The organism is Paracoccus sp. 22332 (assembly GCF_052045125.1).
GTDB lineage: Bacteria > Pseudomonadota > Alphaproteobacteria > Rhodobacterales > Rhodobacteraceae > Paracoccus > Paracoccus haematequi_A.
Map to the genome: position 1 here is coordinate 62,171 of NZ_JBQEOI010000014.1, position 13,296 is coordinate 75,466.

Below are 13,296 nucleotides of genomic sequence, written 5' to 3' on the forward strand. Positions count from 1 at the left end.
TCCCGCGGGCTGAGGTCAGATCCGGTCCAGGATCGCGCGCTGCTGGCCGGGATACCATCCGTCCAGTTCCTCGACGGGGGTTTTCCAGACCCTGCGCCAGTTGCGCATAGCGGTCAGCACGCCGCGCGCCTGCGGAAAATTCCAGCGGCGTGACAGGGCGTCCTTGATCGCCTCGCCCAGAAGGCGGCGCCACAGCATCCGGCGATAGGATCCCAACCAGGCGCCGGGCCGATCCGCGTTGCGCTTGATGAAGACCAGCATGTTCAGCAACTGGAAGGTCGTGACGGTCCGGCGCTTCACGCGACTGCCCGCCACCTCGAAGTGGTGCAGCAGGGCGTCGTTGGCGCGCAACAGGATGCCGTGTCTGCCATAGCGATAGGACGCGTCCAGATCCTCCAATGCCGCGTAATAGCGCAGCGACCAGTCCAGGGGTTCGGCCAAGGCGACGGCGCGCCGCACGCTGAGACCGTGGCCCGACATGAAGGTCATCGGAGTGACATCCAGATGCGCGAAATCCGCAGGGACCGAAAGGGCCCGTTCGCCTTCGTATTTCAGGAACAGCGCGTGCATGTCCTGGAACAGGATCCGGCTGCTGATCCAGCGGCCCAGGCGGTATCGCATCACCCGGTCGCGCAGGCCCGCGACCTTTTCCTGGCTTTCGGCCTTGCGCGCCAGTCCCGTCGCGACCCGGGCATCGGGCATGGCGGGAACGTTCATGCCATTGACCCCCGCCAGCACGCCTCGGCTGTCGGCGGCATAGACCGCCAGGATCCGTTCGACATAATCGGGGTAAAGGAAGCTGTCGTCGTCGATCATCACGACGATATCGCCGAGAGCCGCCTCGACCCCCTGGTTGCGCTGCGTGGCCGAGGACGGCGTTTCCGACCGAAGATAATCCAGCCTTATCGTCGGATGATCGGCCGCCAGATCCTGCACCGCCTGCCGCGTCACTACCCAGTCATGCGACGAATCCACGATCACCACCTGGATTGGAGGAACGGTCTGGCCCAAGGCCAGGGGCAGCGCCCGCAACAGCATGTCTCGGCGGTTGCAGGTGGGGATCACAAGGGACCAGGTCAGCATGGAAGCGGTACTTTATACGAAGGTGCCGCGCATTATGGCCTGCCGGATCTTTTTCCACTAGCGGTCTCGGAGAAATGCCTTAACAAACCTTCCCCGGCAGCCATGGCCTTGCCGCGCATTTTCCGCTTAGATGCCGCCGAACGGTTTTCAAGAGTTGCCCCTGCCCATGCCCTGCCCCCGCATCGCCTATCTGGCCGGCGAATATCCCGCCGTCTCGCATACCTTCATCCTGCGAGAGGTGGCGGCGCTTCGGGCGCAAGGGCTTGATATTCTGACCTGTTCGGTCCGCCGCACCGGACCCGCCCATCATCGCGGCCCGGCCGAACGGGCCGAGGCGCAGGCGACCTTCAACATCCTGGAGGCGGCGAAGAACCCGCGCCGCCTGATCGGCGCCCAGGTCGCGGCGCTGAAAAGGCCCGGCCTTTACGGGCGGACCCTGCGCAAGGCATGGGGCATGCGCGGGCCGGGCCTGCGGGCGGCGCTGTACCAGCTGTTCTATTTCCTGGAAGCCACCGTCCTGGCGCAGCATCTCAAGGCCCAGGGCGTCACCCATCTGCACAACCATTTCGCCCAGGCCAGCGGCACCGTAGCTCTGCTGGCGGCGCGGCTGGCGGGCATCCCCTTCAGCTTCACCCTGCACGGGCCTGCCGATTTCACCGATCCGGCGCGGTGGCGGCTGGATGCCAAGATCGCCGATGCGGTCTTTGTCGCCTGCATCTCGCATTACTGCCGGTCGCAGGCGATGCTGGCCAGCCCGGTCCGGGACTGGCCGAAACTGCACATCGTCCATTGCGGGGTCGAACCCGCCCGCTATGACGCGCCCCCTGCGGAAGGGCAGGGGCTGCTGTTCGTCGGGCGGCTGGCCGCGGCCAAGGGCGTGCCGATCCTGATCGAGGCGATGGCGTCGATCCTGGCGGCCCATCCGCAGGCGCATCTGACGCTGATCGGGGACGGGCCGGACCGCACCCTGCTGGAGAACCGGGTGCGGCAGCTGGGCCTGGCCCATGCGGTGCGCTTCACCGGCTATCAAAGCCAGGACGAGGTGGCCGATGCACTGGCCCGGTCGGCGGTCTTCGTGCTGCCCTCCTTCGCCGAAGGCGTGCCGGTCGTGCTGATGGAGGCGATGGCCGCGCGCCGCCCGGTGGTCGCGACCCGCATCGCCGGGATCCCCGAACTGGTCGAGGACGGCATCTCGGGCCGGATCGTGCCGCCGGGCGACGCGGCAGCCTTCGCGGCGGCGGTCTGCGCCATCCTGGCCGATCCCGCCCGCGCGGCGGACATGGGTGCGGCCGGGCGGCAACGTGTCTTGGCCGAATTCGACATCGCGCATCAGGCCGGAAAGCTGGCCGCGCTGTTCCGGGAAGGAAGCTCCGCATGACCGCTCCCCGCAAGATCGCCGTCCTGATCCCGGAATTTCCGGGCCAGACCCATTCCTTCTTCTGGCGCGAAATCGAGGCCCTGGACGCCTTTCACGGGATCGGCGCGCAGATCGTTTCGACCCGTCTGGCGCCCAAGCCCGTCTGGCACGACTGGGTGGAACAGGCGGGGGCGATCCAGCTTTATCCGGTTCCCAAGGCGGAACTGGCCCGGCTGCTGCCGGATCTGGCCCGGGCCCTGCCGCGCCTTGCGGCGGATCCCGACATCCGCCGGATCCTGCGCCAGCCCAAGGCCTGGGCCTTCGTGCTGATGGCCCTGCGCCTGGCGCGAATCTGCCGGGCGCGGGGGCTTTCGCATCTGCATGTGCATTCCTGCGCGAATTTCGCCCTGATCGCCGCGCTGTGCCACCGGATCTCTGGCATCCCCTACAGCCTGGTGCTGCACGGGCCGCTGTCGGATTACGGGCCGGACCAGCCGTTCAAATGGAAGGACGCGGCCTTCGTCTTCGTCATCACCGAAACCCTGCGGGCCGAGGTGGCGCAGGTGATGCCCGCGATGATGGACAAGGTGCGGGTGGTGCCGATGGGGGTGAACACCGACCAGTTCAGCCCGCCCGCAGTCCCGCGCCCGGACAGCCCCGATCCCTTCACCTGGTTCTGCTGCGCGCGCCTGAACCGGGTTAAGGGCCATGACACCCTGGTCGAGGCGGCGTCCCTGCTGCGCGCCCGCCATCCCGGCCGGTCCTTCCGCATCCGCATCGCCGGAGAGGATGAGCAAGGCGGCAGCGGCTATCACCGCGACCTGGACGCGATGATCGCGGCGGCGGGACTGGGCGACACGGTCGAATTGCTGGGATCGGTCACGCAGGAGGCGGTACGGTCCGAATTGCAATCCGCCGACGGCTTCGTGCTGGCCAGCCGCCACGAACCCCTGGGCGTCGCCTATATGGAGGCGATGGCCTGCGAATTGCCGGTGATCGGCACCGATGCGGGTGGGGTCCGGGAACTGATCGCCGGGGATCGGGACGGGCTGCTGGTGCCGCCCGAGAACCCCCAGGCCCTTGCCGATGCGATGGAGAGACTGATGGATGATCCGACCCTGCGCCGGACGCTGGGCAAGGCCGCCCGCCAGCGGATCGTGGCGGATTTCAGCGCCCGGCGCAGCGCCGACGCGCTGGCCGCGGCCTTGGCTGGGGACCGGGCATGACCGCCCAGCCCCCATCCCGCCCCCGCGTCCTGGTCATCGCCGAGGCGGCCAATCCCGAATGGGTCTCGGTCCCGCTGGTCGGCTGGTCGCTGGCCAATGCCCTGCGGCAGGTGGCCGATGTCCATATCGTCACCCAGATCCGCAACCGCGAGGCGATCCTGCGCGCCGGCCTGGCCGAGGGCCGGGATTTCACCGCCATCGACAGCGAGGCGATCGCCAAACCCCTGCACCGGCTCGCCGAAGTCCTGCGAATGGGCAAGGGCAAGGGATGGACCATGACCACGGCCATCAACGCGCTGTCCTATCCCTATTTCGAACGCCTGGTCTGGCAGCGTTTCGGGGACCGTATCCGGGGGGGTGAATACGACCTGGTGCATCGGGTGACGCCCCTGTCGCCGACCGTCGCCTCGCCCATCGCCGCCAAGGTCGCCGCCGCCGGGGTGCCCTTCGTGCTGGGCCCGCTGAACGGCGGGGTGCCCTGGCCCAGGGGGTTCGACGCCGAACGGCGGCGGGAACGCGAATGGCTGTCCTATCTGCGCGGCGCCTACAAGCTGAACCCGCTGCGCGGGCGCAGTCTGGCGGCGGCGGCGGCGATTCTGGCCGGGTCGCGCCATACCGAATCCGAAATCCCCGCCCGCCATCGCGACAAGACGATCTGGCTGCCCGAAAACGCCATCGACCCGGCCCGCTTCAGCAAGCTGGCCCCGCAGGATCTGTCCGGCCCGTTGCGCGCCTGCTTCATCGGCCGGCTGGTCCCTTATAAGGGGCCGGACATGGTTCTGGACGCCATCGCCCCCCTGGCGCAGGCCGGGCGGCTGGTGCTGGACGTGATCGGCGACGGGCCGATGAGGGCCGGCTTGCAGGCCCAGGCCCGGCATCTGGGCATCGAGGACGCCGTGACCTTCCACGGCAACCTGCCGCACCAGGCGGTGCAGGATGTGGCGGCGCGGGCGAACCTGCTGACCTTCCCGTCGATCCGCGAATTCGGCGGCGGCGTCGTGCTGGAGGCGATGGCCCTGGGCGTGGTGCCGATGGTGGTCGATTATGCCGGGCCGGGAGAGTTGGTGACCGAGGCCACCGGCTTCAAGATCCCCATCGGGCCGCGCGACGGGATCGTCGCCGGGCTGCGCGCCGCCCTGGAAGGGGTGCTGGCCGATCCCTCGGTCCTGCCGGGCCTGGCGCAGGCGGCGCGAAGCCGGGCGCTGCGGGATTTCACCTGGGACGCCAAGGCCCGCCAGATCGCCCGCGTCTACGCATGGATCCTGGCGGGCAAGCCGGGGGCGGCCCCGGTCCCGGTTTCCTGACGGATCATTCCTCGGGCATGAACTTCGGAAGCGGCGCGATGACCTCTCGGGTCATTTCCAGCAGCCGGGCTTCGGCCGATTCCTCGGATTCCTGGGCGCCCATGGGGGTGGTCAGGCGCACGATGCCGCCGTCGGTCTGGCCGGTGCGGATGCCGTCGGCCAGCAGATAGAACTTGGCCGCGACATCCCAGGCCACGCGGCGTTCGCCCTGCTGGAACCAGTAATAGACCATCATCCGCGATTCACCCTTCTGGATGATCGCCCGGTTCAGCATGAACTGGCTGTCCACGCCCAGGCGCGGGGCGATGTCCACCCGTTCCAGCTTGGCGATTTCCCAGCCCGACGAGGGCAGGCAGATCTCGGGCGAATGGACGCCGCCCTTGGACTGGTCGTGATAGAAGGCCATGAACAGCCCGACCGTGGGGGTCGCCGCGTCGCGCGCCATCGTTACCTGCCGGTAATCGTCCGCGCCAAGCGCCTTGGCGATATCGGGCTCCAGCCGCTGTTCGGGACCGCGCTGCTGCCAGTCGCCCAGGCGGGTGGGGAACATCGCGAAGGCGCTGCGGGTGACCTGATGGCCGCGATCCTGCGGCACCAGCTGCCAGGCGCCAAGCGCCGCCAGTCCCAGCACCGCCGCAGCCGCCATTGCGGCCGAGGGCCGGATCTGCCGGATCCGTCCCGCCTGCGCCAGCAGCCCCGAGGTTTCCAGGTCAAGCGCATCGGCCAGCGTCGGGCGGCCGGGATGGAACAGCAGCATCAGCCGCGCCAGGGCGAACAGCAGCACGATGCAGATGATGAAGATCACCCAGCCCTCGAAGAAATGGGTGAAGCCTTCCAGCCATTCGACGCCGTAAGAGTTCGCGATGATCCCGGCCATGGCGATGCGGACCGAGTTCATGAAGACGGTGATCGGCACCGCGGCCAGCAGCAGCACCGCCTTGTGCCATTTCGGGCCGCGATACAGCACCGCGAAGATGTAGGAAAACGACATGATCGGGAACAGGTAGCGCAGGCCCGAACAGGCCTCGGCCACGTGCAGGCGCATCACGCCCAGGTCGATGATGTTGCCCTCCAGGAAGACCGGCACCGACAAAAGCTTCAGGATGCCGACGCCGATTTCCGACGACACCATCTGCAACCAGATCGACACCTTGTAATACAGCGTCGCGGGCAGCGGCAGCATATAGACCAGATGCAGGACCGAGGGCCAGAAATGCCAGCCCCGCGACCATCCCATCGTCACCAGGATGATGCCGCCCACCCAGATGATCGTGGCATAGGCGACGATGTCGTCCACCTGCGCCAGCTTGCCAAGGGCGCCGAAGAAAAAGGCCAGGGCGATCACGGCGACGCCCGGCCAGCGGTCGGGGACCGGGCCGTCCTGGGGGGGATACTGCTTCAGTTCGCGCAGGAACATCAGCCCCGACAGGATCGGGATCAGGGGGCCGTGGCTGTATTCCGGCGTCTGCCAGGCCAGCAGCAGCGCATCCAGCCCGTCGATGAAGAACCAGCCCGCGGCGACCGTCGCCAGGGCCAGCAGGAACATCCCGGCCGCGTTGAACGACATCCGGTCCCGGACGGCTGTGAAATTTTCGCTGGAAGCCATGACCTGAAATACCTTTACGAACCGCTTAATGGCGCCTGCCGGCGTTATAGCGCCACCATGCCCGATTCCGATGACGAATTCATGCTGTCCATGCGGGCAGGTCGGTCAATTTTTTGCGGATCCGCGCCATCGGCGGGCCGGGCAGCAAAAAGCCCGCCTTGCACGGGCGGGCTTTCGCGATTCATGCAGCCTGTGGATCAGGCAGCGGTCTTGCGGCGGCGCACGGCGGCCAGACCACCCAGGCCTGCCAGCAGCAGGACACCGGCGGCCGGCAGCGGAACCGGCGACACCTTGATGGCGCCCAGGTCGAAGCCGTCATAGCTGCTGGTGTTGGGGAACACGCTCAGCGACACGTCCAGCAGCTTGATGTATTCGAACGGGCCGGATGCGACGACGGTGTTTTCGCCTTCGAAGTTGGTGATCGTGCCCAGCAGCGTTTCGACGCCGTTCAGCACCGAGAACACCTTGGCGGCTTCGTCATGGCCAACCTGACGGTTGAACGTGATCTCGAAAGCCGCGACGTTCTGCTGGGACAGCAGCGGGATCGGGAAGCCGACGGTGATGTCGCCGCCGAAGCCGAGCGCATAGAACGTGCTTTCGCTGGCGTCGATGGCGTTGTTCACGTTCTGGCGGTCATTGAGCGAGCAGCCGTACGCGGTTCCGGTGCAGCTGCCGGGGTTCACGCTGATCACCTTGTCTGCGTAATAGGTTGCGGCGTTGGCGCCGACGGTGGAAGCAGCAAGGACCAAGCCGGCCAGGAGGGTCTTAAAAGCGTTCATGGTACACCTTTCACTAGTTATCGGCACAGGCCGACATTGCCTAAAATTTTTACCATTTCCCCAGCATGCCGAACAAGACTTAAAAAGGGTTAATACAGCCTTATTGACAATTATCATGGTTACTGCCCGAAAATTCCCGGGCAGAGCCTTCCCACGGGCTGTATTCCCGAAGTCGCTGCAATTTATACGCGAAATTCTGCGTATCGAGCGGTCGGTTCTGACCATCCAGACCGCAGGACTTCCGGCTGGTCGGAGGCATGTCCCATCCGCTTGTGATTCGACGTGCGGAAAGGCAGAAGTCGAGGCGTCGATTCCCGCCGAAAGGTTTGCCGTGTCTTCCTCGATCCCGCACAGGGCCAGCGATTCTCGCGCCTATCTTCTGGTCTCGCCCTGCCGCAACGAAGCCGACTACATGCGGCGCACGCTGGACAGCGTGACCCAGCAAAGCGTGCCGCCGGCGAAATGGGTCATCGTCGACGACGGATCCACCGACGATACCCCCGCGATCCTGGCCGAATACGCGGCACGCTATCCCTATATCCAGGTCGTCACCAAGCCCGACCGCGGCCACCGCGCCGTCGGACCCGGCGTGATCGAGGCCTTCTATTACGGCCTGGATCAGGTGGATGCGGACGCCTATCCCTATCTGTGCAAGCTGGATCTGGATCTGGACCTGCCGCCGCGATACTTCGAGATCCTGATGGAGCGGATGGAGGAAAACCCCCGGATCGGCACCTGTTCGGGCAAGCCCTGGTTCCGCAACGCCGCCGGCCGCTGGATTTCGGAAAAATGCGGCGACGAGATGTCGGTCGGCATGACCAAGTTCTATCGCCGCGAATGCTTCCGGCAGATCGGCGGCTTCGTGCGCGAGGTGATGTGGGACGCCATCGACTGCCACAAGGCCCGCCAGCTTGGCTGGATCGCGGTCAGCTGGAACGACGACGACCTGCGCTTCGAACACCTGCGCCCCATGGGATCGTCGCAGAAAAGCGTCTTCACCGGGCGCAGGCGGCACGGCTTCGGCCAGTATTACATGGGGTCGGATCCACTGTACTTCATCGCCACCGGGCTTTATCGGATGGCCCATCCGCCCTATGTGCTGGGCGGGTTGGCGACGATCCAGGGCTATCTGGGCGCCTGGCTGCGCCGCGAAACGCAGCATGGCGACGCCGAGCTGCGCCGCTTCATCCGCGCCTATCAGCGCCGCGCGCTGATCGCCGGCAAGGCCCGCGCCGTGGCCGAGATCGAGGCGGACCGCGCCGGGGCCTGGCAGCCCCCGTCCTGACCGTCCCCGTCCCTGCGGTCAGGCTCGTCCCAGATCCCGGTCGATCCGCCGCTGGACCAGGGCAAGCCTGTCCTGGATGCGGTCGATCCTGTCCGCCACCACCCCGTCGCGGCTGAGATGGGGGGCCGTCCGGGCGACGCGCTTCAGGTCGCGGCCCAGGGCGACCTCGATCGCCGGGGCGAAGGTTCTGGCAAGGCTTTTCACGCGCCGCCGCCCCTGTTCGCCCAGATCCGTCGCGGCCGCCTGTGCGGGGCCGGGGGAAACGGCGGCATCCTTCGGAAGGGAAATCTGCCCTTTCCGCAGCGCCCGCATCCTGTCCTTGGCGCCCTTCAGAAGCAGCCAGACATGCCGGGGCAGGCGCAGGGCGTCCTGGACCTGCATCCGGACCTCGACGCTCTCGGCCCAGTCATGCCACTTGAAATCGTTGAATTCGTTCGAGATCCTGACCGGCACCCAGGGCACCCGGAAGGCATCGGCAAGGATCGCCCCATGCATGGATTCCGTGACGACCAGGTCCGCAGCAGCGATTTCGGAAATCACCTCCTGCGCCTGGCCCGAGGGTAGAACCACCCGCAAGCCCGCATGGCGGCCGATCCTGCCCCAATCCAGATCCAGCCGCGCGGTCGACCGATGCGGAATGAAGATCGCCCCGCCGCTGCCCTGGGGCAGGCCGGAAAAGCGAGGCATCGTCGTGACCATGCAGGCCGGGTCGGTGATCGCAAGGGCGCGGTCCAGCCCGATCATCGCGGCGGTCCGGGGGCCGCGCACCCAGGACACATCCACCCTGCCGGGGTCGATTCCGTCGATGCCGCCATAGCCCGCGCCGCTTCCGCAGACCAGGACACGGCCGTGATCGGCCAGGATCTTCCGGCCCAGGATGGTGCCGATCCCGAACAGGGTGACCTCGGGTTCGGCCTCCCGCCAGCCGGTCAGCAGCTCGTCCCAGAACCATTCGTTCATATCGTCGCCGAAATTTCCCGACGATGACACTGAATAATAAAGCCGCATCACTCTTCCTTCGGGCTGCCCTGGCGTTCAGGCAGCCATGCCAGCGTCCTTGTGCCTGTGCAGCGGGGTTACACGGCTTCTGTCCCCAAGGACAGGCCCGCTGCCGCAGCAAAGCCGAGGCGCATGATACGGATCGATCCGCAAGAAGACGTTAAGGGCCGGGGCGATTCTGGGCTGCGGCCTCCGTGGCCCTTCCGCCGCCCCGCAGGTGTTGCGGCCAGGGCGGCGCCCGGCCCCAGGGACAAGGGCCTGTTCTGGAAACCTTTCGGTCCGAAGAAGCCCCCTGGCGGCGGGCTAGGCTGTCTGCAACGCTCGGTCGGGAAGGAATTTGTCAATCTTTCATTAACAATCTGTTCGATGCCATTATCAACCGTGCCGTTCCGACCCGTGTTTCGGGCGGTCGGCCTTCAGGGGGCCTTCCATGAACGATCTTTTCCAGAACCAGGCATCCAGCCTTGAAAGTCCTGCCGCACGGCTGGCGGGCATCACGCCCAGCGACACCGCCGACCTGGCCTTTCCCACCCGCGCCATCGCCGTCGGCGGCGAAGGCTTTGTCAGCCTGGTCACGATCGCGGGCGACAAGGGGCGCGTCTATGTGGTTCCGGGCGCCCCCTTCCCGATCCGCGCGCGCCGCGTCCTGGCCGCCGGAACCTCGGCCACCGATATCGTCGCACTCGCATGATGCTGCAAATCGGAGTGGGCTACATGGCCCGCCCCCTGCGTTCGCTGCAAACGCAGCCCGCGCAGGGCCTGACGGTCGTCGTCTCCTCGAACGACGAGCAGTTGGAGGTCAGCGCGACCTCGATCACCATCACCGTTCCGGCCCCCTCCGCCCATGCCGGAACCTATCCGCTGGTCCTGGCCGACCTGGCGCGCGGCCCCGTCTGCCTGGCGGCCCCGTCGATCCGGGACGCGAACGGCACCCTGACCGCCGAACCGGGCCTCTGGGCCTGCGACGCCTCCAGGGGCACCACCACGATCGCCCGGCAATGGCTGGTGGACAAGGCCGCCGTCGAGAACGCGACGGGCCTGTCCTTCGTGCCCGTGCCCGCCGCTGCGGCGCAAGAGATCGTGCTGGCCGAGACGGTCCGCCAGAACGGGGCCGAGACCAGCGGCCTGTCCGAGGTCTTCACCCTGCCCGCCAAGGCCGCACCCGAAGCGACCGGGCTGAGCGTGACCCGCGATGCCACGCTGAGCCTGGTCGCCGATCCCGACGGCACGGTCCAGGTCGAGATCGTCGAACCCAAGATCTATGCGGGCAGCCACACGATCGCCGCGGCCCGGATGGCGACCGGCCCGGTATGGCTGGTCCCGGCCAGAATCCAGGGAACCGCCCAGCCGGGCAGCCAGTTGAGCGTCCTTTACCGCGGCCTCTGCGTCAGCGACGCCGACGGCAGGTCCGTGACCCTGCAAGGGCAATGGCAGCGCGGCGGCAGTCCCATTCCGGGCGCCACGGGGGAAACCTATCAGGTCGTGGCGGCCGATGCGGGCCGCAAGATCGCCTTTCTGGAAACAGCAACCAACAGCCGCGGCGCGCGTCCCCAGCTGTCGAACGAGATCGCCATCGGAGGCACGTCGTGAAGATCAATTTCAATTTCGCGCCCGACACCAAGGTCACGCTGAAGGCGAACGGCCAGACCGAGACCGTCGATCTGTGGTCGCGCGCCCACAAGCTGCTGGATGGGCATGCGGGCCGGGTCAATGTCTATGACCACTCCTTGTCCTCGCCCTCGTCGGGGACGGCGGTGGCCCGGTCCGACGGCAAGACGACCCTGGACCTGTCGGATCGCGCGGATGCGGGCGACATCACGGCATCGCTGCATACCGACCGCAAGGCCGTCATTCGGGTAGGCAAGCGCCAGCAGCGGCGCGGCCACCCCTCGGGCGAGCATTACTGGCTGCCCGTGGACGCCAACAAGCGGTTCGTCTGCGAGCCGGGTCGGCGCCACCGGAAATGGTATCTGTCGCGGTCCTCGGCCGCCCTGACACGCGCGCAGATCGCGGCCGATGCGGGCGTCTCCGAGGCGACCGTCACCGGCGCCTGGCTGCTGACCCGGCCGCAATACGGCGGCACCGCCGCCACCGCGATCCATTTTGATCTGTTCAGTGCTATCCGGTCCGATCTGGTCGGCACGGGCAAGCCCAGCCGGTCGGACCATTGGCGTCTGGAACGGGGCTATGATTACGTCACCGGCTATAACTACAGCAACTACAATTGGGGCGGCTTCTGCGGCGAGGACGAGTTGCATCCCATGCTGATCGGCGCCTTCGGCACGGGCGCTGACCCGGTCATCAAGCTGGTCAGCAATTTCCTGATGCTGCCGTTCTGTGTGATCCAGGACGTGAAGACGACCCGCGACAACGTGCAGTTCTGGTATTCCTATTCGGTGGCCTTCGATCATGCCGATATCGGCCTGGCCGCCAACCCATCCAACAACCAGCTTGTCACCTTTCGCGAAACGACCTTCCTGGCGCCGTGGTATGACGCGCCGAAACAGGTGTCGGCGGACAACAAATGGGTCGCCAACGGCAATCACCTGCCCGGCATCTATGCCGCCTATACCGAAGGCATCCTGGTCGATTCCTGCCTGATCGACCATGCCGGATGGGCGGACGGATACGACTACAACGGCAGCGCCGCCATGCCGATGCCGATGTCCAAATATTCGCACGCGCTGTATTTCGCCGCCGACACCTTCGACATCACGATCCGCAACAACCTGCTGTCGCGGTCGTCTTCCTGCGGGGTGCAGATGCGGTCCGGCCTGCATCTTGAGGGCAACCTGCTGGTCGACAACAACCTGGGCGCCGCGGTCAACAGTACCGGCGGCGTCGGCCAGTTCAACAACGTGATCGACAACGTGATTTATTCGGCGGGCTACAAGCGTGTCGCCTACGAGGAAGGTGCGCTTGACTGGGGCTTTGACGTGAACGGCCCGCTGTCCTCGATGGGCGGAAACATCATCGCCCATGGCAAGAACCCCGACGATCCGGCCGAGGCCTACAAGGCCGTGAACTGGAACGACGGGGTGTCCACCAGCGCCAAGATGACGGATGACACGCAGGTCTGGAAATGGGGCGCGGCCAGCCGCAATGTGGGCGGGCTGGCCCCCGCGATCCTGGACAAGACGACGATCTGGCGCCGCGCCGGTGAGAGGCTGGGCAAGGAGTGGGCCAGCATCCCGGAATATGTCGCCCATGTGGCCGCTGCCCCCAGTATCGGCGACATCGTGCGCGAGGACATCCGCTGGACCAAGAGCCGCTTCGGCTCTCCGATCCCCGCCCGCACGGCGCCTGCGGACCTGGTCTTCTATCCCGACCCGAATTTCGACGGCTTCCGCTGGGACAATCGCCGCAACTGGTCGTCGAAAGACCTGCCCGGCACCCATGTCGCTGACAGCGCCGACCTGGACGGCCATTTCGTGCGGTTCGGGACGGTCAATGCCAGCGTCGCGGCCCTGGCCCTGGGCGGGGGCGTCCTGGAGATGACCTCGGGACGGCTGGATGTAGGGACGATCACCGATGCGGGCACGATCCTCACCCGTCTGGCGGGCCAAATCTGGATCGGCGGCGCCGCGCAGCCGCTGTCGGCCGAGGTGGTCAGCGGGCGCCTGGCGCTGACCGGCGCGGCCGCCGACCTGGACCTGG

At 66.8% G+C, this 13,296-nt stretch carries 11 protein-coding genes; 7 read left to right on the top strand and 4 right to left on the bottom strand.

What is annotated here, in order from left to right; genetic code table 11:
* Positions 1-15: 15 nt before the first annotated feature.
* A complete protein-coding gene (locus tag ACTJI6_RS14515) occupies positions 16-1,083 on the bottom strand; it encodes a glycosyltransferase family A protein (protein ID WP_440801686.1) in 1,068 nt (355 codons plus the stop codon).
* A gap of 166 nt (positions 1,084-1,249) precedes the next feature.
* Between ACTJI6_RS14515 and ACTJI6_RS14520 the strand changes: the two genes are divergently transcribed.
* From ACTJI6_RS14520 to ACTJI6_RS14530, 3 genes are read left to right on the top strand one after another with little or no spacing between them, the layout of a single operon-like run.
* A complete protein-coding gene (locus ACTJI6_RS14520) occupies positions 1,250-2,461 on the top strand; it encodes a glycosyltransferase (RefSeq protein WP_440801688.1) in 1,212 nt (403 codons plus the stop codon).
* Positions 2,458-3,666: an exopolysaccharide biosynthesis GT4 family glycosyltransferase EpsE gene (epsE, locus tag ACTJI6_RS14525; protein WP_440801690.1), complete on the top strand. Its 1,209-nt coding sequence runs from the start codon at positions 2,458-2,460 to the stop codon at positions 3,664-3,666. Before ACTJI6_RS14520 ends, epsE begins: the two co-directional genes overlap by 4 nt.
* On the top strand, positions 3,663-4,970 hold the full coding sequence (locus ACTJI6_RS14530) for a glycosyltransferase family 4 protein (RefSeq protein WP_440801693.1): 1,308 nt from the start codon (positions 3,663-3,665) through the stop codon (positions 4,968-4,970). The genes epsE and ACTJI6_RS14530 overlap by 4 nt, the downstream gene beginning before the upstream one ends.
* 4 nt (positions 4,971-4,974) lie before the next feature.
* On the opposite strand, the gene xrtD is transcribed toward ACTJI6_RS14530, so the two are convergent.
* Positions 4,975-6,576: a VPLPA-CTERM-specific exosortase XrtD gene (xrtD, locus tag ACTJI6_RS14535; protein WP_126156290.1), complete on the bottom strand. Its 1,602-nt coding sequence runs from the start codon at positions 6,574-6,576 to the stop codon at positions 4,975-4,977.
* A 197-nt stretch (positions 6,577-6,773) separates the two neighbouring features.
* Positions 6,774-7,355: a VPLPA-CTERM sorting domain-containing protein gene (locus ACTJI6_RS14540; protein ID WP_440801695.1), complete on the bottom strand. Its 582-nt coding sequence runs from the start codon at positions 7,353-7,355 to the stop codon at positions 6,774-6,776.
* Between the two features lie 331 nt (positions 7,356-7,686).
* Between ACTJI6_RS14540 and ACTJI6_RS14545 the strand changes: the two genes are divergently transcribed.
* Complete coding sequence (locus ACTJI6_RS14545) at positions 7,687-8,640, top strand: glycosyltransferase (protein WP_440801698.1); 954 nt, start codon at positions 7,687-7,689, stop codon at positions 8,638-8,640.
* Positions 8,641-8,658: 18 nt separating this feature from the next.
* Here the strand turns inward: ACTJI6_RS14545 and ACTJI6_RS14550 are convergent, their stop codons facing one another.
* The gene (locus ACTJI6_RS14550) at positions 8,659-9,648 is read right to left on the bottom strand and encodes a polysaccharide pyruvyl transferase family protein (protein ID WP_440801699.1); all 990 of its coding nucleotides are present in this window, start codon (positions 9,646-9,648) and stop codon (positions 8,659-8,661) included.
* 421 nt (positions 9,649-10,069) lie between these two features.
* Between ACTJI6_RS14550 and ACTJI6_RS14555 the strand changes: the two genes are divergently transcribed.
* The 3 genes from ACTJI6_RS14555 to ACTJI6_RS14565 form a co-directional block, all read left to right on the top strand.
* On the top strand, positions 10,070-10,330 hold the full coding sequence (locus ACTJI6_RS14555) for a spike base protein, RCAP_Rcc01079 family (protein ID WP_440801701.1): 261 nt from the start codon (positions 10,070-10,072) through the stop codon (positions 10,328-10,330).
* Positions 10,331-10,353: 23 nt separating this feature from the next.
* Entirely contained in the window at positions 10,354-11,229 is an 876-nt protein-coding gene (locus tag ACTJI6_RS14560; protein ID WP_440801703.1) for a hypothetical protein, read from the top strand.
* On the top strand, positions 11,226-13,296 hold a 2,071-nt coding region (locus ACTJI6_RS14565), incomplete at its 3' end, for a hypothetical protein (RefSeq protein ID WP_440801706.1). The genes ACTJI6_RS14560 and ACTJI6_RS14565, both read left to right, overlap by 4 nt.

Coding starts and splice junctions, on each gene's coding strand:
- epsE (WP_440801690.1), top strand. CDS start 2,458: ATGACCGCTCCCCGCAAGATCGCCGTCCTGATCCCGGAATTTCCGGGC.
- ACTJI6_RS14555 (WP_440801701.1), top strand. CDS start 10,070: ATGAACGATCTTTTCCAGAACCAGGCATCCAGCCTTGAAAGTCCTGCC.
- ACTJI6_RS14550 (WP_440801699.1), bottom strand. CDS start 9,648: ATGCGGCTTTATTATTCAGTGTCATCGTCGGGAAATTTCGGCGACGAT.
- xrtD (WP_126156290.1), bottom strand. CDS start 6,576: ATGGCTTCCAGCGAAAATTTCACAGCCGTCCGGGACCGGATGTCGTTC.
- ACTJI6_RS14540 (WP_440801695.1), bottom strand. CDS start 7,355: ATGAACGCTTTTAAGACCCTCCTGGCCGGCTTGGTCCTTGCTGCTTCC.
- ACTJI6_RS14520 (WP_440801688.1), top strand. CDS start 1,250: ATGCCCTGCCCCCGCATCGCCTATCTGGCCGGCGAATATCCCGCCGTC.
- ACTJI6_RS14560 (WP_440801703.1), top strand. CDS start 10,354: ATGGCCCGCCCCCTGCGTTCGCTGCAAACGCAGCCCGCGCAGGGCCTG.
- ACTJI6_RS14530 (WP_440801693.1), top strand. CDS start 3,663: ATGACCGCCCAGCCCCCATCCCGCCCCCGCGTCCTGGTCATCGCCGAG.
- ACTJI6_RS14515 (WP_440801686.1), bottom strand. CDS start 1,083: ATGCTGACCTGGTCCCTTGTGATCCCCACCTGCAACCGCCGAGACATG.